The following is a 23094-nucleotide window of genomic DNA, read 5'->3' as shown; positions in this document are numbered from 1 at the left end:
TGCGGGTCGCCTTTTTTCATGCCTGCTTTTTGCTGTAATGCTGATGACCTCATCGCTGGCAAGCCAGCTCCCACAGGGAATGGTGACTTACACGGATTCTGCAAACACCTCAAATCCTGTGGGAGCTGGCTTGCCAGCAATAGGGGGCACCTCGGTCTCAAGTGAAACCCTGCCGCAAATCAAGTAAACGATAATTCCTCTTATTCAAACCCCCTCGCCCTGTTAGACTTTGCGCCTTTAATTTCGCCCGTCTGCAGGATGTCCGATGCCTTCGCTGTCGCTTCGCTTGTCCGCACTGCTTCTGGCCCTGGGCCTGAGTGCCTGTGATGACGCTCCGCGCTTTACCAAGGCTGAGCCTGGTGAAGCGCGTTCAGGCGGTGCAGCGACCGTGCGCAAGACCGATCAGAACGCCTTTTCCCTGCCCTCGGCCAACCTGCCGCCGTCGCGCCGGGTCGATTTCAGTGTCGGCAACAGTTTCTTCCGCAGCCCGTGGGTGATCGCACCGTCGACCACCACTGCGCGGGACGGCCTCGGTCCGCTGTTCAACACCAACGCCTGCCAGAACTGCCACATCAAGGACGGTCGCGGCCATCCGCCGACGCCGGACGCAGCCAATGCGGTGTCCATGCTGGTGCGCCTGTCGATTCCCGACGCGCCTGAATTTGCCAAACTCATCGAGCAGGTCGGCGTAGTGCCGGAGCCAGTCTACGGCGGCCAGTTCCAGGACATGGCGGTGCCCGGCGTCGTCCCCGAAGGCAAGGTGCGCGTCGAATACACCCCGGTGCCGGTCCGCTTCAAGGACGGCACTGAAGTGGAACTGCGCAAACCCGTGCTGCAGTTCACTCAGCTGGGCTACGGCCCGATGCACCCGGACACGCGTTTCTCCGCCCGGGTCGCGCCGCCGATGATCGGCCTCGGTTTGCTCGAAGCAATCCCGCAAGAGGCGATTCTCGCCAACGCCGCCGCGCAGGCGAAAGCGAACAACGGCATCAATGGCCGGCCGAATCAGGTCTGGGATGACGCGCAGCAGAAAACTGTCATGGGCCGATTCGGCTGGAAAGCCGGACAACCGAATCTCAATCAGCAGAATGTTCACGCGTTTTCCGGGGACATGGGCCTCACGACCAGCCTGCGCCCCTTCGATGACTGCACCAACGCGCAAACCGTCTGCAAACAGGCACCGAACGGCAATGGCCCGGACGGCGAGCCGGAAGTCAGCGACAACATCCTGCGGCTGGTGCTGTTCTACAGCCGCAACCTCGCGGTGCCGGCGCGTCGTGGCGTCAATGATCCCGAAGTGCTGGCCGGCAAGAACCTGTTTTTCCAGGCCGGATGCCAGTCGTGCCACACCCCGAAATACACCACCGCCGCCAACGCGGCCGAACCTGAACTGGCCAATCAAGTGATTCGCCCGTACAGCGATCTGCTGCTGCATGACATGGGCGATGGTCTGGCCGACCACCGCACTGAATTCCAGGCCTCCGGCCGCGACTGGCGCACCCCGCCGTTGTGGGGCATCGGCCTGACGCAAGCGGTCAGCGGCCACACGCAGTTCTTGCATGACGGCCGCGCGCGCAATCTGCTCGAAGCCGTGCTCTGGCATGGCGGCGAAGCGCAGCAGGCGCAGCAACAGGTTTTGTCTTTCAACGCCGAACAGCGTGCCGCGCTGCTGGCGTTTCTGAACTCACTTTAAACACTTAAAAGAATCGGGAGCCCGACATGTTCCGTCCCAAGTTGTTGTTCACCAGCCTTGCCGCACTCGCCCTCGGCGCCTGCTCGCCGCAGGACCCGCAAGCGGTCACCTCGGCGGCCATCGCCAAATCGGTGATCCTGCCGACCTACACTCGTTGGGTCGAAGCCGACAGGCAACTGGCAGTCAGCGCCCTCGCCTACTGCCAGGGCAAGGAAACCCTGGAAACCGCCCGCGCCGACTTTCTCCACGCGCAGAAAGCCTGGGCCGAGCTGCAACCGTTGCTGATCGGGCCGCTGGCCGAGGGCAACCGTTCGTGGCAGGTGCAGTTCTGGCCGGACAAGAAAAACCTCGTCGGTCGTCAGGTCGAGCAACTGGTCGTCGCCCAGCCGCAGATCGACGCCGCCGCCCTGGCCAAATCGAGCGTAGTCGTTCAAGGTCTGTCGGCGTACGAGTACATCCTGTTCGATGAAAAGCCTGACGTTGCCAATGCTGAACAGAAAGCCAAGTACTGCCCGCTGCTGATCGCCATCGGCGAACGTCAGAAGCAATTGGCCGAGGAGATTCTGCAGAGCTGGAACACCAGCGACGGCATGCTGGCGCAGATGAGCAAGTTCCCGAACCAGCGCTACGCCGACTCCCACGAAGCGATCGCCGATCTGCTGCGCGTGCAGGTCACCGCCCTCGACACGCTGAAGAAAAAGCTCGGCACGCCGATGGGCCGCCAGAGCAAAGGCGTGCCTCAACCGTTCCAGGCCGATGCCTGGCGCAGCCAGTCCTCGCTGACCGCACTGGAAGCCAGCCTCGCCGCTGCCAAAACCGTCTGGGAAGGTGTCGATAACAAAGGCCTGCGCAGCCTGCTGCCAAGCGATCAGAAGCCATTGGCCGACAAGATCGACGCAGCCTACGCCGCTTCGCTGAAACTGTTCGACAGCACTCAGCGTTCGCTCGGCGAAATGCTCGAAGACGACGCCGGTCGTCAGCAACTGAACGACATCTACGACAGCCTCAACGTCGTCCATCGCCTGCACGAAGGCGAACTGGCCAAGGCGCTGGGCATCCAACTGGGCTTCAACGCCAACGACGGTGACTGATGAGGGCAAGTGCCATGCTGCGACGTCAGGTTCTGACTTTAGGTAGTGCACTGCTGGGAGCAGTGACGCTGGGCGGCTGGACGCTGTTCAAGCGCAAGGATCAGAGCCCGTTGTTGCTCTCGGCGCGCGATGACACCGACGGCAAGCACTACGCCGTCGGCTATCGGCTGGACGGCACGCGGGTGTTCGCCACCGAAGTCGGCCAACGCTGCCACGACATCATCAACCATCCGACGCAGCCGATTGCACTGTTCGTCGCACGTCGCCCGGGCACCGAGAGTTACCTGATCGACCTGCGCGACGGTAAGTTGCTGCAGACGGTGACCTCGCAGCCGAACCGGCACTTCTACGGCCACGCCGTGGTGCACAAGGACGGCGAATACCTGTACGCCACCGAGAACGACACCACCGATCCTGGCCGTGGTTTGCTCGGTGTGTACAAGTTCGAAGGCGAACGGCTGGTGCACACCGGCGAAATTTCCACCCACGGCCTCGGCCCGCATCAGGTGTCGTGGATGCCCGATGGCGAGACGCTGGTGGTGGCCAATGGCGGGATTCGTACCGAGGCAGAAAGCCGCGTCGACATGAACCTCAATGCCATGGAACCGAGCCTGGTACTGATGCAGCGCGACGGCACCCTGCTGAGCAAGGAAACCCTCGCCCAGCAGATGAACAGCGTACGTCACCTGGGCATTGCCAGCGACGGCACCATCGTCGCCGGTCAGCAATTTATGGGCGCGTCCCACGAGCGCTCCGAGTTGCTGGCGATCAAGCGTCCAGGGCAGCCGTTCGTGGCGTTCCCGGTGCCGGATCACCAGTTGCAGTCGATGGGGCATTACACCGCCAGCGTCGCCGTACACAGCGAGCTGCGTCTGGTCGCGCTGACGGCGCCGCGTGGCAACCGGTTCTTTATCTGGGATCTGGACAGCGGCGAAGTGCGCCTCGACGCGCCCTTGCCCGATTGCGCCGGTGTCGGCGCGGTGAAGGACGGGTTTGTCGTGACTTCAGGGCAAGGACGTTGCCGCTACTACGATTGCCGCCAGGATGAACTGCTGGCCAAACCGCTGGAGCTACCGGCGGGGCTCTGGGACAACCATCTTCATCTGATGGCGTGACGCGCCCCCCTGTGGCGAGGGGATTTATCCCCGTTGGGTGGCGAAGCCGCCCTAAAACCTGCAATCGCGGTATGACTGAAGGATTTAGGAGGCCGCTTCGCAGCCCAACGGGGATAAATCCCCTCGCCACAAGGTTCATACCCGACCTTCATGTAAAAACTGCCAGTTGGAATCCCCCCAGCACTCGGAGTAATGTGCCCGCCTGTCTCACCTGATTTATCCAAGGAACTGGAAATATGCTGCGTCGCCGCATGCTGATCATGTTGGGTGTTGTCTTGTTGATCGTCCTGGTTCTGGGCGGGTACAAGGCCTTTTCGATCTACACAATGATCCAGGGCTTTTCCAAGCCGAAACCGCCCATCAGCGTCGCGGTGGCCACGGCTTACGAGCGGCCGTGGCAGATGCGTCTGCCCACGGTCGGCACACTGAAAGCGCTGCAAGGCGTCGAGCTGAGCCTGGAAGTCGCCGGCACCGTCACCGAACTCAAATTCGAATCCGGGCAGAAGGTCAAGGCCGGGCAACCGCTGTTGCAACTCGACAGCGCGGTCGAAACCGCCCTGCTGGAAACCGCCAGGGCCGACCTCGGTCTGGCGCAACTGGACTTCGGCCGCGGCAGCCAACTGGTCGACAGCCGGGCCATCTCCAAAGGCGAGTACGACCGGCTTTCGGCGGTTCTGCAAAAGAACAAGGCCACGGTCAACCAGCTCAATGCCTCCCTGGCGAAAAAACGCATCCTCGCGCCGTTCAGCGGCACCATCGGCATTCGTCAGGTCGACGTCGGCGACTACCTCGCCAGCGGCACCAAAATCGCAACCCTGCAGGACCTGAGCAGCCTCTACGCCGACTTCTATGTGCCCGAGCAATCGGTACCGAAACTGGCCATCGGCCAACCGGTGAATATCTCGGCCGCCGCTTACCCCGGCCAGATCTTCCCGGGCAAGATCAGCGCGATCAACCCGATCGTCGAAAGCTCGACGCGTAACATTCTGGTGCGCGCCACTCTGGCCAACCCCGATGGCAAACTGCTGCCGGGCATGTTCGCCAGCCTCGATGTGCTGCTGCCCGATCCGCAGAAGCACATCGTGGTGCCGGAAAGCGCGATCACCTACACCCTCTACGGCAACTCGGTCTACGTGGTCGGCCAGAAGAAAGCCGCAGACGGCAGCGTCGAAAAGGACGACAAGGGCCAACCGGTGCTGATTGCCGAGCGACGCTTCATCGAAACCGGTGAACGCCGCGAGGGCCTGGTGATGATCAACAAGGGCGTGCAGAGCGGCGAACAAGTGGTGACGGCCGGCCAGATCAAACTGGACAACGGCGCCCACATTGCCATCAGCGAAGACAAGACCCTCGGCGAGCAGAACAGTCCGCCTCGCGCCGACTGATCAAGGAATTCCCATGGCTTTTACTGATCCGTTCATCCGCCGCCCGGTGCTCGCCACCGTGGTCAGCCTGTTGATTGTGCTGCTCGGCTTTCAGGCCTGGAGCAAGTTGCCCCTGCGCCAATACCCGCAAATGGAAAACGCCCTGATCACGGTGACCACGGCCTACCCCGGGGCCAACGCCGAAACCATTCAGGGTTACATCACCCAACCGATGCAGCAAAGCCTGGCCAGCGCCGAGGGCATCGACTACATGACGTCGGTCAGCCGGCAGAACTTCTCGGTAATTTCGATCTACGCACGTATCGGCTCCAACACCGATCGCCTCTTTACCGAGTTGCTGGCCAAGGCCAACGAGGTGAAAAACAAACTGCCGCAGGACGCTGAAGACCCGGTGCTGAGCAAGGAGTCCGCCGACGCCTCGGCGCTGATGTACATCAGCTTCTTCAGCAAGGACTTGAGCAACCCGCAGATCACCGACTACCTGTCACGGGTGATCCAGCCGAAACTCGCGACCCTGCCGGGCATGGCCGAAGCAGAGATTCTCGGCAATCAGGTGTTCGCCATGCGCCTGTGGCTCGACCCGGTGAAGCTCGCCGGTTTCGGCCTCAGCGCCAGCGACGTGACCAATGCGGTGCGCCAGTACAACTTCCTCTCCGCCGCCGGCGAAGTGAAAGGCGAGTACGTGGTCACCAGCATCAACGCCAACACCGAACTGAAATCCGCCGAGGCTTTTGCGGCGATTCCGCTCAAGGTCAGTGGCGACAGCCGCGTGCTGCTCGGCGATGTCGCGCGGGTGGAGATGGGCGCGGAAAACTACGACTCGATCAGTTCGTTCGGCGGCACGCCGTCGGTGTACATCGGCATCAAGGCCACGCCCGGCGCCAACCCGCTGGACGTGATCAAGGAAGTGCGCAAGCTGATGCCCGAGCTGGAAGCGCAGCTGCCGCCGAACCTCAAGAGCGAGATTGCCTACGACGCCACCCTGTTCATTCAGGCCTCCATCGACGAGGTAGTGAAAACCCTGTTCGAAGCGGTACTGATCGTGATTGTCGTAGTGTTTCTGTTCCTCGGCGCGTTGCGTTCGGTGGTGATTCCGGTGGTGACCATTCCGTTGTCGATGATCGGCGTGATGTTCTTCATGCAGATGATGGGCTACTCGATGAACCTGCTGACGCTGCTGGCAATGGTGCTGGCCATCGGTCTGGTGGTGGACGATGCGATTGTCGTGGTGGAAAACATCCACCGGCACATCGAGGAAGGCAAGACGCCGTTTGATGCGGCCCTGGAAGGTGCGCGGGAAATCGCCATGCCGGTGGTGTCGATGACCATCACCCTGGCCGCGGTGTACGCGCCGATCGGCTTCCTCACCGGCCTGACCGGCGCGCTGTTCAAGGAGTTTGCGCTGACCCTCGCCGGGGCGGTGGTGATCTCCGGGATCGTCGCCCTGACCCTGTCGCCGATGATGTGCGCACTTCTGCTGCGTCACGAAGAAAACCCCAGTGGCCTCGCCCACCGTCTCGACCGCATTTTCGACCGTCTCAAGCGCCGCTATCAAAGCATGCTGCATGGCACGCTGAACACGCGGCCGGTGGTGCTGGTGTTCGCGGTGATCGTGCTGTGCCTGATTCCGGTATTTCTCAAGTTCGCCAAGTCGGAACTGGCGCCGGACGAAGACCAGGGCATCATTTTCATGATGGCCACCGCGCCGCAGCCGACCAACCTCGATTACCTGAGCACCTACACCGACGAGTTCATCAAGATCTTCAAGGAATTCCCCGAGTACTATTCCTCGTTCCAGATCAACGGCTACAACGGCGTGCAGGCGGGCATTGGCGGGTTCCTGCTCAAGCCATGGAACGAACGCAGCCGCACACAGATGCAAATCCTCCCTGAGGTGCAGGGCAAACTGGAAGGCATCCCGGGCCTGCAGATTTTCGGCTTCAACCTGCCGTCCCTGCCTGGCACCGGTGAAGGCTTGCCGTTCGAGTTTGTGGTCAACACCGCCAACGACTACGAATTGCTGCTGCAAGTGGCCGACCGGATCAAGAAGCGTGCGATGGAGTCGGGCAAGTTCGCCTTCGTCGACCTCGATCTGGCGTTCGACAAACCCGAGGTGGTGGTCGATATCGACCGCGCCAAAGCCGCGCAAATGGGCGTGTCGATGCAGGATCTGGGGGGCACGCTGGCGACGTTGCTGGGTGAAGCGGAAATCAACCGGTTCACCATCGAGGGGCGCAGTTACAAGGTCATTGCTCAGGTTGAACGCCCCTTCCGCGACAACCCGGACTGGCTGAACAATTACTACGTGAAAAACACCCAGGGCGAGTTACTGCCGCTGTCGACTCTGATCAAGGTCAGCGACCGCGCACGACCGCGCCAGCTCAATCAGTTCCAGCAACTCAATGCGGCGAAGATCTCCGGTTTTCCGCTGGTGAGCATGGGTGAAGCCATCGACACCGTTCTGCAGATCGCCCGGGAAGAAGCGCCGGCCGGTTTTGCCTTCGACTATGGCGGTGCGTCACGCCAGTTCGTTCAGGAAGGCAGCGCGTTGTGGGTGACGTTTGCACTCGCGCTGGCGATCATTTTTCTGGTGCTGGCGGCGCAGTTCGAGAGTTTCCGCGATCCGCTGGTGATTCTGGTGACGGTGCCGTTGTCGATCTGCGGGGCGCTGATTCCGCTGTTCCTTGGCTGGTCGAGCATGAACATCTACACCCAGGTGGGGCTGGTGACGCTGATCGGCCTGATCAGTAAACACGGCATCCTGATCGTTGAATTCGCCAACCAGTTGCGCAAGGACAAAGGCCTGACAGTGCGTGAAGCCGTTGAGGAAGCGGCAGCGATTCGTTTACGGCCGGTATTGATGACCACTGCAGCGATGGTGTTTGGCATGGTGCCGTTGATTCTCGCCACCGGTGCCGGCGCGGTCAGCCGCTTTGATATCGGCATGGTGATTGCCACGGGGATGTCGATCGGCACGTTGTTTACGCTGTTCGTCTTGCCATGCGTTTACACCCTGCTGGCGAAACCCGATCCCACACCAACCGCATAACCCCCTGTAGGAGTGAGCCTGCTCGCGATAGCGGTCTGTCAGTTAACAATGATTTGAATGACACACCGCTATCGCGAGCAGGCTCACTCCTACAAGGGATCTGTGTCGTGTCGGGCATAAAAAAGGCCTCGCATCTGCGAGGCCTTTCAGGTGGGCTTCAATCGGTTCAACTCTGCGGCCTCATTCCTTGGGAAAGTCCGAACATGAACAACAACAAGTCATGGTCGGGTTTGGTCGCCACGGAGGCTTTGGCCTCCCGTGGGATTGAACAATGGGCGTCGCTGGTGGACGCTCCAATGACCTGCATGCGTGGCTGCTCCCAGGCAGCCACCGCCAGTGATGCAACTGCCAAGGCTCCAACCAAAAACAAACCTCGTGCAATTTCGAGTTTCATCGCTATAAACCTTTGATAGCGCTGCCAAACGCCGTCTCATAAAAGTAGACGAGTTTTTTCCAGTCCGCATCGCGGAACGACGAGTGGCGGCGTAATTGCTTCATGTCGTGAGAGGCAGCGCGATAGGCAGTCAGACGCTGGCGACATTTCTCCAGGTCGATCAGGGCTACTTCAACCTTGGCCGATTCACCTTCGCCGGTGACCCGCACGAACACATGTTTGATGTAGATGCAGCTGTGCTGCCAACGGCCCTTGTGCATGCGCGCCAGATTCTCGGCGAGGTCCTTGAGCACACGCTCATAAACGACGTCGCCGCACTGATCACGCCCGCCGGCAGAAGCCAGCCAGTGTTCCATCTCCTGGAAACCGTCCAGGGACTTGGTCACCAGCAACGCACGCCACTTGTGCTGCGGGTCGGGCTGGGTACCACAGAAAACGATTTGCGGCACGCGCACGCCAAGCTTGCTCACGCCGGTCAGGGCATCCAGCTCACGCAATACCGTCGGCCGTCCGAACGGGTGCAACCAGCTGCGATAGATATGACCGGTCTGGCGCTTGGCATACAGCAGTTGACCATCGCGTCCAACGACCCGCTGGACTCCACTTTCGCCACCGCGCCGCACGTTGGGTTCTTCCACCCACTCACCGCGCTGGTTCCAGTAAAAGTCAAAGCGATCTTGCGGAGCGACGTCCGTTTCTGCTGCAAATTGCACTGCCATCCTGCTACCTCTTGCGTAATACATAAACTCGCCACATGGCGTAGAGCGGAATAAAGTCCAGTTGTTCCTGAATTCGAAACCCTGCTTCCTCGAATTCCTTTTCGACCGTAGCGGCCGGTAACACAAAGCGATTCTGGTATTGCCGTTTGTCACGCTTCTGCTCGGCGCGTTGACGCTTCCACGCCTTGAAATTGCCGTAGACCCACAGCGAAACAATCACGCTGTCGCGGGTCACGCGCTCAAATTCACGCAGAATCGTGCGCCGATGCTCGGCCTCACCGATGTGATGCAGCAGTCGCATGCAAAAAATGCTGTCGACGGCGTTATCCGGCAAGGCGATGTCGAACGCAGACGTGTGCAAGGGTTGTACCCGTTTCACCACGTCAGCCGGTTGCGACGCCATGGCCGTCTTGATCATCGACTCGGAATTGTCCGCGCCGATGATCACCCGATTGGTTTTTTCACCCAGCAATGGCCAGAAACGCCCCGCCCCACAAGGCAGGTCCAGCACCAGTCCTGGCTCGCCGACCAACGCCAGCGCCTTGCGGGCCAACTGTTCGTCACGCCAGTGAGAAAGACGACGACCAAGGCTTTCCTTGTGCTTGCGCAGATATTTCTGGGCATGCTGATCGTCATACTTTTCGGAAAAATCGAGCTTGATCGGGCCGGCCATCACCAGGACTCCTGAGTTACTGATGCCACCACCATAGGCAGCGGCGTGTCAGCGTCAGGTCATCCCTTTGTGAAAAAAATGTCGGGTCTACCGGCAAAGTATTACAGAGTTATACAGGATTTAGACAGCTTCGAGGGAGTAGCCTGGAGCCACTACGTGCGTCAAGGCGCCCCAAGATCCACCTCGAAGCGGCAGCCATTGGGCGTCATCGTGCTCAAATTGACCGTCCAGCCCTGGTTTTCACAGATCCGCTGCACCAGCGACAGGCCGAGCCCAAGGCCTTCACCACGGTTTTCCGTGCCACGCACGAAAGGCTGGAACATGGCTTCGCGTTTTTCTTCCGGAATGCCCACACCGGAGTCTTCCACCACAAACCCGTTGGCGGTAAGGGTCAGGCGAATAAAGCCCTGGTCGGTGTAATGGCAGGCGTTGCGCAACAGGTTGCCCATCACCGCGGTCAGCAACGTTGCGTTGTAACAGGTGTCCGGCGGATTGCCGGGTTCGAACTGCAACCTCAGCCCCTTGCTTTCAATCGGCTCGCGCCATACGCACAACAGGCTGTCAGCCACTTGCGCAATATTCTGCTGCAGCGCCACCCCGGCGTTTTCGCGCTGGGCACGGGCGAGCATCAGGAAGGTCTGCACCAACTCGCGCATTTCCTCGCTGGCCCGGGCGATACGTTCCACCTGAGAGCGACCGCGTTGATCAATGGCCGGATTCTCCAGCAGCAGTTCGCAAGAGCTGGCCAGCACCATCAAGGGGGTGCGCAGTTCGTGACTGACGTCGCTGGTGAATAATCTTTCACGGGTCAGGGCCTGACGCAGGCGACCGAGGGTGGCGTCGAACGCCACCGCCAGTTCGCCGACTTCGTCAGCCGCGTAGTCGGGTGCGAGCGGCGGCGCCAGCCCGAGCAACTGATCGCGGTGGCGAACCTGACGCGCCAGACGCACCACCGGCGCCATCACTTTGCGCGCAAGCACCCAGCCGAGGAATACCGCCAAAGCCAGACTGAGCACAAAGCCCACCAGCACGACGGCAAACAGCACACGCTCGCGCTCTTCGAAATCGCTCTGATCCTGCAGCAGCACATATCGCCGGCCGTCGACGATTTCGACCATGGCGTGATACGACAACTGTTCGCGGAAGACTTCATGGAAGCCCGCATCCAGGTGACGCAAATCCTTGGGTAACTCGAAATCACCTGGCCCGCCGCTGAAATAGAACAACTGGTCCGGCTCGGGCCGATGGCTCCAGTCCGAGACGTTGTCCATCAGCAACAGGCGCTGCAGATCGCCACCCAGCCCTGCCGAAATCAGTTTTTCCTCCACCAGATGCACCGTCGCCACGATGCCCATGGCAAAGGCACCGGCTACCAGCGCGCTCATCAACGCAAAGGCAATGATGATCCGTTGGGAAAGGCTTTGCTTAAACTCCATCACGCCCCTCGGCCAAGCGATAACCCACGCCGTGCACGGTATGCAGCAATGGTTTTTCGAACGGTTTGTCGATCACCTGACGCAATTGGTGGACGTGGCTGCGCAGGCTGTCGCTGTCCGGGCAATCATCGCCCCACAGCGCTTCTTCGAGAATTTCCCGCCGCAGCACATGCGGGCTCTTCTGCATCAACACCGCCAGCAACTTGAGGCCGACCGGGTTGAGCTTGAGCAGTTTGCCTTCGCGGGTCACTTCCAGGGTGTCGAGGTCGTAGTTCAGATCGCCGACCTGCAACGCCCGACGCCCACCGCCCTGGGTGCGGCGCATCACCGCCTCGATCCGTGCCGCCAGTTCGGACAGGGCGAACGGTTTGACCAGGTAATCGTCGGCGCCGGACTTGAAACCCTGCAAGCGGTCGTCGAGTTGATCGCGAGCGGTGAGCATGATCACCGGCGTGTCACGACGGGCGTCTTCACGCAGGCGCTTGCACAGGGTGTAGCCATCAATGCCCGGCAGCATGATATCGAGCACGATCAGGTCGTAATGTTCGGTGGCAGCCAGATGCAGGCCCGACAGACCGTCCTGGGCACAATCGACTGTGTAGCCTTTGAGCCCCAGATAATCGGCCAGATTGGCCAGGATGTCGCGGTTGTCTTCGACCAATAGAATTCGCATGGGCACCTCCTCCGTACACAGTAACGGCCGTCATGGCCCGCGCAGCTTAAGGCCAGATTCTCCACAGAGCTAGGGTTGAGCGTTCCGCGACTCAACTCTCTCGAGCATATTCAAGTCTTAACAAATTTTTCACTACGGGTTCACAACCTGCCGACGGCGCCGCCACGACACTCCCGCGCCATCGTAAAAGGAAGCGGACTATGGATTTTTTCAAGACGGCGCCCCTGCGCCTTCTGCTGTTGATTACCGGCGCCTGGCTGCTGGTATTTTTCCTGACCCGGACCATGCTGCTCCTGACTCATCTGGATGAGGCCGGTGGCGTTGCCCTCTCGGTGTTCGGCATTGGCTTGCTGTATGACCTGGGTTTCCTTGCCTATGCGGCGTTGCCGTTGGGCCTGTATCTGTTGCTCTGCCCGCCGGCCTTGTGGCGCCGCCGCGGTCATCGCTGGTTCCTGCGAGGGCTGCTGACCGTCAGCCTGTTCGTCATGCTGTTCGTGTCGGTGGCCGAATGGCTATTCTGGGACGAGTTCGGCGTGCGCTTCAACTTCATCGCCGTGGACTACCTGGTGTACTCCGATGAAGTGCTGAACAACGTGCTCGAGTCGTACCCGATCGGCACCCTGCTGAGCATTCTGGCGCTGCTGGCCATTGGCATCAGCTTCGCGTTGCGCAAGCCGTTCAATGCGGCGCTGAATGCGCCACTGCCGCCGTTGCGCAACCGCCTGCTCAATGCGCTGGTGCTGCTGCTGGTGACCGGTCTCAGCCTGCAACTGCTCAGTCAGGACGCACCGCGCGCCCAGGGCGGCAATGCCTACCAGAACGAACTGGCGAGCAACGGCCCCTATCAGTTCTTCGCGGCCTTTCGTAACAACGAGCTGGATTACAGCCAGTTCTACAGCAGCCGCTCGTCAGAAGAGGTGGCCCGGCAGATTCGCGCCGAACTGAACGAACCCAACGCCCGCTTCATCGGTCAGGACCCACAGGACATTCGCCGGGTGATCGACAACCCCGGCACGGCACGCACGCCCAACATCGTGCTGGTGACCATCGAAAGCCTCAGCGCCAAGTACCTGGGCAGCAACGGTGACAAGCGCGATCTGACCCCGCACCTCGATGCGCTGCGCAAACAGAGCCTGTATTTCAATAATTTCTACGCCACCGGCACCCGCACCGACCGTGGCCTGGAAGCCATCACCCTGGCCATTCCACCGACGCCGGGCCGCTCGATCGTCAAACGCATCGGCCGCGAAAGCGGGTTCGCCAGCCTGGGTCAGCAATTGAGTGCGGTAGGCTATGACAGCGTATTCGTCTACGGCGGGCGCGGTTACTTCGACAACATGAACGCGTTCTTCAGCGGTAACGGTTATCGCGTGGTCGATCAGAGCAGCGTCGATGAGGCCCAAATCCACTTCAAGAACGCCTGGGGCATGGCCGACGAGGACCTGTACACGCAAACCCTGAAACTGGCCGATGCCGATTTCGCCAAGGGCCAGCCGTTTCTGTTGCAGTTGATGACCACCTCCAACCATCGCCCGTACACCTACCCGGACAACCGCATCGACATCAAGTCCGGCAACGGTCGCGACGGCGCGGTGAAGTACACCGACTACGCCATCGGCCAGTTCCTTGAGCAGGCGCGCCAGAAACCGTGGTTCGACAACACGATCTTCATCTTCGTCGCCGACCACACCGCCGGTAGCGCCGGCAAGGAAGACCTGCCGATCGCCAACTATCAGATTCCGCTGTTCATTTATGCGCCGAAGCTGATCGAACCACGCGAAAACGCTCAACTGGCCAGCCAGATCGACCTCGCGCCGACCCTGCTGGGCTTGCTGAACATGGATTACCAGTCGACGTTCTTCGGGCGCAACCTGCTGCAGGAAAACCCGTTGCCGCCACGGGTGGTGGTTGGCAACTACCAGCATCTGGGGCTGTTCGACGGCAAGGATCTGGCCATTCTCAGCCCGCGCCAGGGCTTGCGCCGACACGACGATGCGCTGACTGAGAGCCGTGAATCCCGGGCGATCAGTGATGACCCGCTGATCAGCCGCGCCATCAGCTACTACCAAACCGCCAGTTATGGTTTCAAACATCAGTTGCTTGGCTGGAAAGCACCCAAGGAGGGTGCGCCACAAGTCAGCGAACGTTAATCGAAGCGCCCCGGGCCGAGGCACCGGGGCGTTTTCTTTTGCTCAGGATCCAACATGCCATCAAACGTTGTGCGCCCCACCCCTCGCCCGTTGCTGGCCCGGTGGTCATGCGGCGACCGGTTTCACCCTGGTTGCGCTGTTCTTTGTGCTGCGTGACCGACGTCCACGTCTGGCCCGACAGGCGTTCATCTTTGCCTTTGCCCTGGGCTCGGTGTTCTCGATCAGCCGGATGATGCAGGGTGCGCACTTCTTTTCGCACAGCGTGTGGACGGCGATTTTCTGTTGGCTGATTTGCCTGGGGTCGTATTACTGGGTGCTGTATCGCCCGGCGCTGAAGGCTGAGGCCGTCGTCAAGGCACAACCGGTCAGCGTCTGATCTGACGCTATCGCTGGCAAGCCAGCTCCCACAATGTCCAAGGTGAAACACGTATTGGGTGAACACCATAGATCCTTGTGGGAGCTGGCTTGCCAGCGATGGCCGCACCTCGGTCTCAAGCCAACACTAAATCGAAGGCAATAAAAAACCCCGCTGGCTTTCGCCAGCGGGGTTTTGCGTTACAGGGGTAAGGCTGGCTTACATCATGCCGCCCATGCCACCCATGCCGCCCATGTCTGGCATACCGCCGCCAACCGAGCCTTCTTTCTTCGGTGCATCAGCAACAGCGGCTTCGGTGGTCAGGATCAGACCGCCGATCGAGGCTGCAGCTTGCAGAGCGGAACGGGTTACCTTGGTTGGGTCCAGGATGCCCATTTCGATCATGTCGCCGTATTCGCCGGAAGCAGCGTTGTAACCGAAGTTACCTTTGCCGTTCTTCACTTCGTTGACGACTACGCTTGGCTCGTCGCCGGAGTTGGCAGCGATCTGACGCAGCGGCGCTTCAACAGCGCGACGCAGCACAGCGATACCGACGTTCTGGTCAGCGTTGTCGCCGGTCAGTTCGGTCAGGGCTTCCAGAGCACGGATCAGCGCAACGCCACCGCCAGGTACCACGCCTTCTTCAACGGCTGCACGGGTTGCGTGCAGGGCGTCTTCAACGCGGGCCTTCTTCTCTTTCATTTCAACTTCGGAACCAGCGCCAACCTTGATCACCGCAACGCCGCCGGACAGCTTGGCCAGACGCTCTTGCAGTTTTTCACGGTCGTAGTCCGAGGAAGTTTCAGCAACCTGAGCACGGATCTGAGCGATACGCGCCTGGATGTCGCCTTCAACGCCAGCACCGTCAACGATGATGGTGTTTTCCTTGGACAGGGTGACACGCTTGGCGTTACCCAGGTGCTCCAGAGTGGTGCTTTCCAGGCTCAGGCCGATTTCTTCGGAGATCACGGTACCGCCGGTCAGAACGGCGATGTCCTGCAGCATGGCCTTGCGACGGTCACCGAAGCCTGGAGCCTTGACGGCTGCGACTTTAACGATGCCACGCATGTTGTTCACAACCAGCGTCGCCAGGGCTTCGCCTTCAACGTCTTCGGCCACGATCAGCAGTGGGCGGCCGGCTTTGGCAACGGCTTCCAGCACTGGCAGCATTTCGCGGATGTTCGAGATCTTCTTGTCGACCAGCAGGATCAGCGGGCCGTCGAGCTCGGCCACCATGGTGTCCGGCTTGTTGACGAAGTACGGGGACAGGTAGCCACGGTCGAACTGCATGCCTTCTACAACCGACAGTTCGTTTTCCAGGCCCGAGCCTTCTTCAACGGTGATCACGCCTTCTTTACCGACTTTTTCCATGGCTTCGGCAATGATGTCGCCGATGGAGTTGTCGGAGTTGGCGGAGATGGTGCCGACCTGAGCGATCGCCTTGGTGTCAGCGCATGGCTTGGACAGGGCTTTCAGCTCTTTGACGATCGCGATGGTCGCTTTGTCGATACCGCGCTTGAGGTCCATCGGGTTCATGCCGGCAGCGACGGCTTTCAGGCCTTCGTTGACGATCGACTGAGCCAGAACGGTAGCGGTGGTAGTACCGTCACCGGCGTCATCGTTGGCACGGGAGGCAACGTCTTTGACCAGCTGCGCGCCCATGTTTTCGAAGCGATCTTCGAGCTCGATTTCCTTGGCAACGGAAACGCCGTCCTTGGTGATGGTCGGAGCGCCGAAGCTCTTCTCGAGGATCACGTTACGGCCTTTCGGGCCCAGGGTCGCTTTTACCGCGTCAGCCAGAACGTTGACGCCTTTGAGCATCTTGGAGCGGGCGGCATCGCCGAATTTAACTTCTTTAGCAGCCATGATCGATATTCCTTAAATACTTTGTAGTAGCGGGAAAATGAGCGGGGAAATCAGCCTTCCAGTACAGCGAGAATCTCGTTCTCAGCCATTACCAGCAGGTCTTCGCCGTCGACTTTCACAGTGTTGCTGCCGGAGTAAGGACCGAACACAACCTTGTCACCGACTTTAACGGCCAGCGCACGCACTTCACCGTTTTCCAGAGTCTTGCCTGGGCCTGCAGCGACAATCACACCGTGGTTGGCTTTTTCAGCAGCCGAACCTGGCAGGACGATACCGCCAGCGGTTTTCTTTTCTTCTTCGCTGCGACGGATAACGACGCGGTCATGCAGAGGACGAAGCTTCATTGTCGATCTCTCCTAATTGTGGTTTTCATCGGCCGGTGTAGTCCCGGCGGGTTTAACAAATCCGGCCTGCGCCGGTTGCGATTCGTCGAGCGAACCGCGGAAGTCTGTCCGACTCAATGCCGGAAACCTTTCGGTGACCGATACATAAGGGCGCATAAGGTTATTACAAGGGCGGGGTCAGAATTTTTTTCACGATCAGACCCCATAAACGAACACGGCACCCGAAGGTGCCGTGTCGATGCAGACGTTACTTGCTGTCGCGGTGTTCGTACTCGCCTTCGATGACATTTGGCTCACGCCCCAGCGGCTCGCGTGGAGCAGGCCCGCCACGGGGTTGCAGGTCATCGGCAAAGGCACGCTGGCGCATGGCCTGGTCTTCGGCGCGTTGACGCATTTTGTTCGCCAGCAGACGACGGGTGAACGGCAGCAGCATCACCAGACCGACCACGTCGCTGATGAAGCCCGGCAGGATCAACAGGCCACCGGCCAGGGCGAGCATCAGGCCTTCGAGCATGGTTTGCGCAGGCAGTTCGCCGCGGTTCAGGCTTTCACGGGCACGCAGGGCGGTGGCCAGACCGGCGATACGCAGCACGAACACGCCGAACATCGAGCCAAGAATGATCAGCAGCAGGGCCGGGAAAAACCCGATAGCCCCTGCCACTTTGACGAATACGAACAGCTCCAGCACCGGAAACAGCAGAAAGAGCAACAAAAAAGGGCGCATCAAAGATTCCTCAACGCAAGAAATGCCTTGCAGTAAGCCTTAGATGACGTCGCCCTTTCGTGAATTCAAGCATCGGCCTCAGCATTTTTTGGCCAGACCTCGGCGTGAGCCAGAGAAACCAAGGCCTCGCGCACTTGTATCGGCGTGTGACAAGGCGCTTGAAACGGCAACCAGTGCAGCGCCTGACCGATGCGCAAGTGCATGCCTTCGCTGTCGATCCCGGCCAGTTGCGCCGGCACCGTCTGCGGCAGGCCGGCGAGCTCCACGTAGTGGGCGATGGCCTTGGCGTGATCGCTGTTCATGTGCTCGACCATGCTGATTTCAGCCTTGCCGGCGAAGGGGTTGGCCAGGGTCAGTTGCTCGACCCAGTGGATCGCGCCGAAACCGCCAATGTAGCGATGACGCACAGGATTAAGCACCCAGAAGTCGAAATCGTGGGCCTTGTGGTAGTTCTGCGAATCGGGGAAGTAGCGGTAGTAACGCTCGGCGGCGGCTTCGATGGCGGCTGGCTCTTCGAGCTTTTGCGCCTCGGCCAGATAGGTCAGGCGACCGACGGCCTGCACGTCGTCGGCCTCACGCTCGCCCACCAGCAACGAGCATTTCGGGTCTTTTTGCAGGTTGTGGGTGTGCTGGGCGATGCGGCTGATCAGGATCAGCGGGCGACCCTGTTCATCCAGGCAATAGGGAACCACGGAGCCGAACGGGAAACCGGGCATTGATTTGGAGTGGGTGGACAATACGCCACGGTATTCCTTGAGAAGCAATTCTCGGGCATTCTTGGCCGCTTCAACGCTCAATTTATGACTCCTTATATATAATCCGTCGAAAAAACGGACAGGCGCCCGGAGATAAGTCCCGGTCACGCCATCGGGCTATGCTCATGTGCAACCGGCCACGGCCGGTACAGATCGAGCGGCGCCAATAATAAAAACCACTCAGACCGGCATCGGGGCATGCGCATGCAACTCAACGACAAAGTAATCATTATCACCGGCGGTTGCCAGGGTTTGGGCCGTTCCATGGCCGAGTATTTCGCCGCCAAGGGCGCGAAGCTCGCACTGGTCGATTTGAACCAGGAAAAACTCGATGCTGCGGTCGCGGCCTGCAAGGCCAAGGGCGTCGAGGCCCGCAGCTATCTGTGCAACGTGGCCAATGAAGAACAGGTCGAGCACATGGTCGCCCAGGTGGCCGCCGATTTCGGTGCAATCCACGGCCTGATCAACAACGCCGGGATCCTCCGTGACGGCCTGCTGCTCAAGGTCAAGGACGGCGAAATGACCAAGATGAGCCTGGCCCAGTGGCAGGCAGTGATTGACGTCAACCTGACCGGCGTGTTCCTGTGCACCCGTGAAGTCGCGGCGAAAATGGTCGAGCTGAAGAACAGTGGCGCGATCATCAACATCTCGTCGATTTCGCGCGCCGGCAACGTCGGCCAGACCAACTATTCCGCTGCCAAGGCCGGCGTGGCAGCAGCCACCGTGACCTGGGCCAAGGAACTGGCGCGTTACGGCATTCGCGTCGCGGGCATTGCCCCGGGCTTTATCGAAACCGAGATGACCTTGGGCATGAAGCCGGAAGCACTGGAGAAAATGACTTCGGGGATTCCGCTCAAGCGCATGGGCAAACCGGAAGAGATCGCCCATTCGGCGGCGTACATCTTCGAGAACGACTACTACACCGGACGGATTCTGGAGATGGATGGCGGCTTGCGCATCTAACCGCCCAACACAAAAACCAATGTGGGAGCGAGCCTGCTCGCGAATGCGGTGGTTCAGTCAACCTATTCGTTGAATGTGAATCCGCTATCGCTGGCAGGCCAGCTCCCACAGTTGATCGTGTTTCAGGCCATCAATCGTCGCTGATGGTGATGTTCGGCATCGCCGGTGTCGCCGCTTCCTGCAACACAATCCGCGCACCGACGTGGCGAGCCAGTTCCTGATAGACCATGGCGATCTGGCTGTCCGGCTCGGCGATCACCGTCGGCTTGCCGCCATCGGCCTGCTCGCGGATCAGCATCGACAGCGGCAGCGAGGCCAGCAGCTCGACGCCGTATTGACTCGCCAGCTTCTCACCGCCGCCCTCACCGAACAGATGCTCGGCATGACCGCAGTTCGAGCAGATGTGCACCGCCATGTTTTCCACCACGCCCAGCACCGGAATGTTGACCTTGCGGAACATTTCCACGCCTTTGCGCGCGTCGAGCAGTGCCAGATCCTGTGGCGTAGTGACAATCACCGCGCCAGCCACCGGGACCTTCTGCGCCAGGGTCAACTGGATGTCGCCGGTGCCTGGCGGCATGTCGATGACCAGATAATCCAGATCGCCCCACGCGGTTTGCGTGACCAGTTGCAGCAGTGCGCCGGAGACCATCGGCCCACGCCAGACCATCGGCGTGTTGTCGTCGGTCAGGAACGCCATCGACATGACTTCGACACCGTGGGCCTTGAGCGGCACGAACCACTTCTGATCCTTGATTTCAGGACGGGTGCGCTCGGGGATGCCAAACATGATCCCTTGGCTCGGGCCATAGATGTCGGCGTCGAGAATCCCGACCTTGGCGCCTTCGCGGGCCAGTGCCAGCGCAAGGTTGGCAGCGGTGGTCGACTTGCCCACGCCGCCCTTGCCGGAGGCCACGGCGACGACGTTCTTGACATTGGCCAGCCCCGGAATCTGCGCCTGGGCCTTGTGCGCGGCGATCACACTGTTGACCTCGACCTTGGCCGAGACGACGCCGTCGAGGTTTTCGATGGCCAGTTGCAGCATTTGCGCCCAGCCACTTTTGAACAGACCGGCGGCATAGCCGATTTCCAGCTCAACCCTGACGCGCTCGCCATCAATCTCGATGTGCTTCACGCAACCGGCGCTGACCGGGTCCTGGTTCAGGTAAGGGTCGGTGTATTGGCTGAGGACGGCTTCCACCGCTGCGCGAGTGACGGCACTCATGGGCAACTCCGATAACAAGACTGGGAATAGATGGCGGGTATCCTACCCTGCGGGTTCGTTTCTGGTCAGGCGATTTATAGCCAGACACGTTACTAGAGCCGGAAAGCACTGTGGTGAGGGGATTTATCCCCGACCGGTTGCGCAGCAGTCGTGAAACCATTGAACGCGGTTTACCTGATTGACCGAGTTGTCTGGTTTTGGGGTGGCTTCGCCACCCATCGGGGATAAATCCCCTCGCCACAGCGCCCCACTGCCATCAAAAGGTTTCATAAACTGGGATTAAGTGATTGGTGTATCCGGAAACAGGCGCACAGGGTGAAAAATATGCGCCAGCGCTTTATAGTGGCCGACCTCCGTTTCATCAAGTAGCGAAGCCCCACATGTCCGAACCACGCAAGATCCTCGTCACCAGCGCCCTGCCCTACGCCAACGGTTCGATCCACCTTGGCCACATGCTGGAATATATCCAGACCGATATGTGGGTGCGCTTCCAGAAGCATCGCGGCAATCAATGCATTTATGTCTGCGCCGACGACGCCCACGGTTCGGCGATCATGCTGCGCGCGGAAAAGGAAGGCATCACCCCGGAACAACTGATCGCCAACGTGCAGGCTGAACACAGCGCCGACTTTGCCGAGTTCCTGGTCGACTTCGACAACTTCCACTCCACTCACGCCGAAGAAAACCGTGAGCTGTCGAGCCAGATCTACCTGAAACTGCGTGACGCCGGGCACATCGCCCAACGTTCGATCACCCAGTATTTCGACCCGGAAAAGAAAATGTTCCTGGCCGACCGCTTCATCAAGGGCACCTGCCCGAAATGCGGCACTGAAGATCAGTACGGCGACAACTGCGAAAAATGCGGTGCGACCTACGCCCCGACTGACCTGAAGGATCCGAAGTCGGCGATCTCCGGCGCCACCCCGGTGCTCAAGGATTCCCAGCACTTCTTCTTCAAACTGCCAGACTTCCAGCAGATGCTGCAGACCTGGACGCGCAGCGGCACCCTGCAGGACGCCGTCGCCAACAAGATCGCCGAATGGCTGGACGCCGGCCTGCAACAGTGGGACATCTCCCGCGATGCGCCGTATTTCGGTTTCGAGATCCCCGACGAGCCGGGCAAGTACTTCTACGTGTGGCTGGACGCGCCGATCGGCTACATGGCGAGCTTCAAGAACCTCTGCAACCGTACGCCTGAGCTGGACTTCGACGCGTTCTGGGGCAAGGACTCCACCGCCGAGCTCTACCACTTCATCGGCAAGGACATCGTCAACTTCCACGCGCTGTTCTGGCCCGCCATGCTCGAAGGCGCCGGTTTCCGCAAGCCGACCGGGATCAACGTGCACGGCTACCTGACTGTCAACGGCCAGAAGATGTCCAAATCCCGCGGCACCTTCATCAAGGCCCGGACCTACCTGGATCACCTGTCGCCGGAATACCTGCGCTACTACTACGCGGCCAAACTGGGCCGTGGCGTCGATGACCTCGACCTGAACCTCGAAGACTTCGTGCAGAAGGTCAACTCCGACCTGGTCGGCAAAGTGGTCAACATCGCCAGCCGTTGCGCCGGTTTCATTCATAAAGGCAACGGCGGCCTGCTGGTCGACAACAATGCCGCGCCAGAGCTGACCGAGGCGTTCCTCGCTGCTGCGCCAAGCATTGCCGACGCCTATGAAGCCCGCGACTTCGCCCGCGCCATGCGTGAAACCATGGCCCTGGCCGACCGCGCCAACGCGTGGATCGCCGACAAGGCCCCGTGGTCGCTGAACAAGCAGGAAGGCAAACAGGATGAAGTCCAGGCGATCTGCGCCACCGGCATCAACCTGTTCCGCCAACTGGTGATCTTCCTCAAACCGGTGCTGCCGCTGCTGGCCGCCGATGCCGAGGCGTTCCTCAACGTCGCCCCGCTGACCTGGAACGACCACACCACCCTGCTGGCCAATCATCAGCTGAACGAATTCAAGCCGTTGATGACCCGCATCGACCCGATAAAAGTACAAGCCATGACCGATGCCTCGAAAGAAGACCTGACCGCCAGCCAGACCGACACCGGTGCCGCCGCATCGGCGGGCAACGGCGAGCTGGCCAAGGATCCGCTGTCGCCGGAAATCGACTTCGACACTTTTGCCGCCGTAGACCTGCGCGTCGCCCTGATCGTCAAGGCTGAACACGTCGAAGGCGCGGACAAGCTGCTGCGCCTGACGCTGGACATCGGCGACGAGCAGCGCAACGTGTTCTCCGGAATCAAGAGCGCCTACCCCGACCCGTCGAAACTCGACGGTCGCCTGACCATGATGATCGCCAACCTCAAGCCACGGAAAATGAAGTTCGGCATCTCCGAAGGCATGGTGATGGCGGCAGGTCCCGGCGGTGAAGAAATCTATCTGCTGAGCCCGGACAGCGGCGCCAAGCCGGGTCAACGCATCAAGTAAGGCCCAGCGGTAAAACGATCCCACAGGCATGTTCTGCAAGCCTGTGGGATTT

At 60.3% G+C, this 23094-nt stretch carries 18 protein-coding genes and 1 pseudogene; 9 read left to right on the top strand and 10 right to left on the bottom strand.

The annotated features are described in order from the left end of the window. The first annotated feature begins 265 nt into the window (after window positions 1-265). The 5 genes from K5Y35_RS13795 (at window position 266) to K5Y35_RS13775 (ending at window position 8333) form a co-directional block, all read left to right on the top strand. Entirely contained in the window at window positions 266-1693 is a 1428-nt protein-coding gene (locus K5Y35_RS13795; RefSeq protein ID WP_222834411.1) for a di-heme oxidoredictase family protein, read from the top strand. Window positions 1694-1719: 26 nt separating this feature from the next. After that, entirely contained in the window at window positions 1720-2784 is a 1065-nt protein-coding gene (locus K5Y35_RS13790; RefSeq protein ID WP_222834410.1) for an imelysin family protein, read from the top strand. 14 nt (window positions 2785-2798) lie between these two features. Continuing rightward, window positions 2799-3899 (top strand): DUF1513 domain-containing protein, encoded by a 1101-nt coding sequence (locus tag K5Y35_RS13785; RefSeq protein WP_222834409.1) that lies wholly within the window; start codon window positions 2799-2801, stop codon window positions 3897-3899. 236 nt (window positions 3900-4135) lie between these two features. After that, on the top strand, window positions 4136-5284 hold the full coding sequence (locus tag K5Y35_RS13780; protein ID WP_222834408.1) for an efflux RND transporter periplasmic adaptor subunit: 1149 nt from the start codon (window positions 4136-4138) through the stop codon (window positions 5282-5284). Between the two features lie 13 nt (window positions 5285-5297). Beyond that, window positions 5298-8333, top strand: a complete 3036-nt coding sequence (locus K5Y35_RS13775; RefSeq protein WP_123466276.1) for a multidrug efflux RND transporter permease subunit — start codon at window positions 5298-5300, stop codon at window positions 8331-8333. Between the two features lie 166 nt (window positions 8334-8499). Here K5Y35_RS13775 and K5Y35_RS13770 read toward each other — a convergent pair whose 3' ends face one another. The 5 genes from K5Y35_RS13770 to colR all read right to left on the bottom strand — a co-directional run bounded on the left by K5Y35_RS13770 (window position 8500) and on the right by colR (window position 12228). Further along, window positions 8500-8727 (bottom strand): hypothetical protein, encoded by a 228-nt coding sequence (locus K5Y35_RS13770; RefSeq protein ID WP_123466274.1) that lies wholly within the window; start codon window positions 8725-8727, stop codon window positions 8500-8502. Between the two features lie 2 nt (window positions 8728-8729). Continuing rightward, window positions 8730-9446 (bottom strand): lipopolysaccharide kinase InaA family protein, encoded by a 717-nt coding sequence (locus K5Y35_RS13765; protein WP_123466272.1) that lies wholly within the window; start codon window positions 9444-9446, stop codon window positions 8730-8732. A 4-nt stretch (window positions 9447-9450) separates the two neighbouring features. Further along, on the bottom strand, window positions 9451-10119 hold the full coding sequence (locus K5Y35_RS13760; RefSeq protein WP_222834407.1) for a class I SAM-dependent methyltransferase: 669 nt from the start codon (window positions 10117-10119) through the stop codon (window positions 9451-9453). Window positions 10120-10280: 161 nt separating this feature from the next. Further along, on the bottom strand, window positions 10281-11555 hold the full coding sequence (locus tag K5Y35_RS13755; protein WP_222834406.1) for a sensor histidine kinase: 1275 nt from the start codon (window positions 11553-11555) through the stop codon (window positions 10281-10283). Further along, entirely contained in the window at window positions 11545-12228 is a 684-nt protein-coding gene (gene colR, locus K5Y35_RS13750; RefSeq protein WP_123466266.1) for a two-component system response regulator ColR, read from the bottom strand. Before colR ends, K5Y35_RS13755 begins: the two co-directional genes overlap by 11 nt. A 200-nt stretch (window positions 12229-12428) precedes the next feature. On the opposite strand from colR, the gene K5Y35_RS13745 reads away from it, so the two are divergent. Together K5Y35_RS13745 and K5Y35_RS13740 are read left to right on the top strand one after the other, a co-directional pair. Next, window positions 12429-14378 carry an LTA synthase family protein gene (locus K5Y35_RS13745; RefSeq protein ID WP_222834405.1) on the top strand — a complete coding sequence of 650 codons (1950 nt, stop codon included), beginning with the start codon at window positions 12429-12431 and terminating at the stop codon, window positions 14376-14378. Window positions 14379-14466: 88 nt separating this feature from the next. After that, window positions 14467-14754 (top strand): annotated as a pseudogene (locus K5Y35_RS13740) (phosphatase PAP2 family protein); the annotation flags it as partial. 198 nt (window positions 14755-14952) lie between these two features. Here the strand turns inward: K5Y35_RS13740 and groL are convergent. The 4 genes from groL to K5Y35_RS13720 form a co-directional block, all read right to left on the bottom strand. After that, a complete protein-coding gene (groL, locus tag K5Y35_RS13735) occupies window positions 14953-16599 on the bottom strand; it encodes a chaperonin GroEL (protein WP_222834404.1) in 1647 nt (548 codons plus the stop codon). 50 nt (window positions 16600-16649) lie between these two features. Next, window positions 16650-16943: a co-chaperone GroES gene (locus K5Y35_RS13730; RefSeq protein ID WP_003227685.1), complete on the bottom strand. Its 294-nt coding sequence runs from the start codon at window positions 16941-16943 to the stop codon at window positions 16650-16652. A 247-nt stretch (window positions 16944-17190) separates the two neighbouring features. Beyond that, window positions 17191-17667: an FxsA family protein gene (locus K5Y35_RS13725; RefSeq protein WP_123466262.1), complete on the bottom strand. Its 477-nt coding sequence runs from the start codon at window positions 17665-17667 to the stop codon at window positions 17191-17193. A 65-nt stretch (window positions 17668-17732) separates the two neighbouring features. Then, window positions 17733-18464 carry a HugZ family protein gene (locus K5Y35_RS13720; RefSeq protein WP_123466260.1) on the bottom strand — a complete coding sequence of 244 codons (732 nt, stop codon included), beginning with the start codon at window positions 18462-18464 and terminating at the stop codon, window positions 17733-17735. 162 nt (window positions 18465-18626) lie between these two features. Between K5Y35_RS13720 and K5Y35_RS13715 the strand changes: the two genes are divergently transcribed. Next, window positions 18627-19385, top strand: coding sequence for an SDR family oxidoreductase (locus tag K5Y35_RS13715; protein ID WP_123466357.1), 759 nt, complete (start codon window positions 18627-18629; stop codon window positions 19383-19385). A gap of 130 nt (window positions 19386-19515) precedes the next feature. Here K5Y35_RS13715 and apbC read toward each other — a convergent pair whose 3' ends face one another. Continuing rightward, window positions 19516-20610, bottom strand: coding sequence for an iron-sulfur cluster carrier protein ApbC (gene apbC, locus K5Y35_RS13710; RefSeq protein WP_123466258.1), 1095 nt, complete (start codon window positions 20608-20610; stop codon window positions 19516-19518). 380 nt (window positions 20611-20990) lie between these two features. On the opposite strand from apbC, the gene metG reads away from it, so the two are divergent. Next, the gene (metG, locus tag K5Y35_RS13705) at window positions 20991-23042 is read left to right on the top strand and encodes a methionine--tRNA ligase (protein WP_222834403.1); all 2052 of its coding nucleotides are present in this window, start codon (window positions 20991-20993) and stop codon (window positions 23040-23042) included. Window positions 23043-23094 lie beyond the last annotated feature (52 nt).

Origin of the sequence: Pseudomonas sp. SC3(2021) (genome assembly GCF_019856535.1) — a bacterium.
GTDB lineage: Bacteria > Pseudomonadota > Gammaproteobacteria > Pseudomonadales > Pseudomonadaceae > Aquipseudomonas > Aquipseudomonas monsensis.
This window is presented reverse-complemented; position numbering and strand designations above follow the sequence as displayed.

Coding starts and splice junctions, on each gene's coding strand:
- K5Y35_RS13795 (WP_222834411.1), top strand. CDS start 266: ATGCCTTCGCTGTCGCTTCGCTTGTCCGCACTGCTTCTGGCCCTGGGC.
- K5Y35_RS13790 (WP_222834410.1), top strand. CDS start 1,720: ATGTTCCGTCCCAAGTTGTTGTTCACCAGCCTTGCCGCACTCGCCCTC.
- K5Y35_RS13785 (WP_222834409.1), top strand. CDS start 2,799: ATGCTGCGACGTCAGGTTCTGACTTTAGGTAGTGCACTGCTGGGAGCA.
- K5Y35_RS13780 (WP_222834408.1), top strand. CDS start 4,136: ATGCTGCGTCGCCGCATGCTGATCATGTTGGGTGTTGTCTTGTTGATC.
- K5Y35_RS13775 (WP_123466276.1), top strand. CDS start 5,298: ATGGCTTTTACTGATCCGTTCATCCGCCGCCCGGTGCTCGCCACCGTG.
- K5Y35_RS13770 (WP_123466274.1), bottom strand. CDS start 8,727: ATGAAACTCGAAATTGCACGAGGTTTGTTTTTGGTTGGAGCCTTGGCA.
- K5Y35_RS13765 (WP_123466272.1), bottom strand. CDS start 9,446: ATGGCAGTGCAATTTGCAGCAGAAACGGACGTCGCTCCGCAAGATCGC.
- K5Y35_RS13760 (WP_222834407.1), bottom strand. CDS start 10,119: ATGGCCGGCCCGATCAAGCTCGATTTTTCCGAAAAGTATGACGATCAG.
- K5Y35_RS13755 (WP_222834406.1), bottom strand. CDS start 11,555: ATGGAGTTTAAGCAAAGCCTTTCCCAACGGATCATCATTGCCTTTGCG.
- colR (WP_123466266.1), bottom strand. CDS start 12,228: ATGCGAATTCTATTGGTCGAAGACAACCGCGACATCCTGGCCAATCTG.
- K5Y35_RS13745 (WP_222834405.1), top strand. CDS start 12,429: ATGGATTTTTTCAAGACGGCGCCCCTGCGCCTTCTGCTGTTGATTACC.
- groL (WP_222834404.1), bottom strand. CDS start 16,599: ATGGCTGCTAAAGAAGTTAAATTCGGCGATGCCGCCCGCTCCAAGATG.
- K5Y35_RS13730 (WP_003227685.1), bottom strand. CDS start 16,943: ATGAAGCTTCGTCCTCTGCATGACCGCGTCGTTATCCGTCGCAGCGAA.
- K5Y35_RS13725 (WP_123466262.1), bottom strand. CDS start 17,667: ATGCGCCCTTTTTTGTTGCTCTTTCTGCTGTTTCCGGTGCTGGAGCTG.
- K5Y35_RS13715 (WP_123466357.1), top strand. CDS start 18,627: ATGCAACTCAACGACAAAGTAATCATTATCACCGGCGGTTGCCAGGGT.
- apbC (WP_123466258.1), bottom strand. CDS start 20,610: ATGAGTGCCGTCACTCGCGCAGCGGTGGAAGCCGTCCTCAGCCAATAC.
- metG (WP_222834403.1), top strand. CDS start 20,991: ATGTCCGAACCACGCAAGATCCTCGTCACCAGCGCCCTGCCCTACGCC.